Source organism: Buchnera aphidicola (Pemphigus obesinymphae) (assembly GCF_026122815.1).
Taxonomy (GTDB): domain Bacteria; phylum Pseudomonadota; class Gammaproteobacteria; order Enterobacterales; family Enterobacteriaceae; genus Buchnera_C; species Buchnera_C aphidicola_BJ.
The window spans coordinates 1-1,418 of sequence record NZ_JAIWQW010000035.1 but is presented as its reverse complement, the minus strand read 5'-3'; the positions used below and the strand labels follow the sequence as shown (position 1 = coordinate 1,418).

Here is a 1,418-nt window from a genome sequence, read left to right as displayed (position 1 = left end):
AATTTTTTTTTTTTTTTTAGGTTCAATTTAAGGCCTATTTTTTTTTGTCCACAGTTTTCCTTTAAAAGTGCAACTGGTTTTTTCGATTCAGTGCAATATATATATAAAATGCAATGAAACTATTTTAATAATTAACTAATAAATAATTAAATAACTTCCTCGTTACCTGTGGATAACTTTTTTTTTTTGCTATTTTAAAAAGAGATAAAAAAATATGTAAAATATGATTATTATTTATACAATATTACATATTTATTTTGTATTAAAATTAGCTATTTTTTTGCAAAATATTTAGACATTAGAAAAAACATATATATTGCTTTTTATTGACACTAATTATTAAATTTTTTTAACTTTTTTAAGAGAATAAATTTTCTTTTTTATATTTCAAAAAAAAAGAAATTAGATAAAGAAAATTAAGGATATTTTTAAGAAAGGATACTTTTTCGTAAATGCTTACTTTTAAATAAATTTTAAAAATAAAAAAATGTTATATATTTTAGATTTTTATTTTTTTTAAAAAATGTACAAATAAAAATACGAAAGGTGAAAAATTTTCAGTAACAGATATCGCATAATTAATAATTATTTTTTATGTAAGTATTAAAATGCCTTGAAAAAATGAGAAATACCCTTATATAAGCAAATGAAAGAAATATAATTTAGTATTAATATACTAAGAAATTTTATTAATTAGGTCTCAAATGAGGAGAATTTTCATGTCTTATCGTTCTTTCTCTTTAGTTCCTGGTCTATACGACGATATGTTTTCAGATCGGTTTAAACAAATAGATAACATGTTCAGCAGATTGACAGGTGAAAAACCGATATCAGATATACCTAGTTATGATTTAATTCAAAAAAATGAAAATAATTATCAATTGATAATTGATACAGCTGGATATAAAGAAGAAAATTTAGATATTTTAGTACATAATAATAAATTAACGATTACTGGAAAATATAAGGAAAATACTGATAATAAAGAAAATTATAAATGGCTACATAAAGGGATTAAAAAAAATAATTTTTCTTTAAGTTTTAATTTAGATAACAGAATTAAAGTAAAGCAAGCAAAAATTATATTAGGTTTATTGACTTTAGATTTCGAATATGAAATACCGGAGCAAGAGAAACCAAGAAAAGTAGAAATTATTAATGAAAAAAAATAAAAAGATATTCTCTAGTAGAAAAAATTATTATTAAATAGTATTATTTGTACTTAACTAGAAATAGTTGAGTACAAATCTTTTAAAACGGCTATTTATTAAAATGATTTTATAAATATTTTTATTATTCGATATATTTAAAGGTTAACAAGAATGAAAAGAAATAATGTAAATGTAATTAATAGAACTAAAAATTTAAATCCTGAGTTTCGGATTCCAGTTCATTATAAGCATAAAATTCCATTTGTT

Annotated in this window: 1 protein-coding gene; it reads left to right on the top strand. The window is 20.0% G+C overall.

What is annotated here, in order from left to right; translation table 11 throughout:
- Positions 1-719 precede the first annotated feature (719 nt).
- On the top strand, positions 720-1,172 hold the full coding sequence (locus LDP10_RS02890) for an Hsp20 family protein (protein WP_265197224.1): 453 nt from the start codon (positions 720-722) through the stop codon (positions 1,170-1,172).
- Positions 1,173-1,418 lie beyond the last annotated feature (246 nt).

Excerpts from the sequence above, each read along its gene's own strand:
- LDP10_RS02890 (WP_265197224.1), top strand. The coding sequence starts at position 720 with ATGTCTTATCGTTCTTTCTCTTTAGTTCCTGGTCTATACGACGATATG.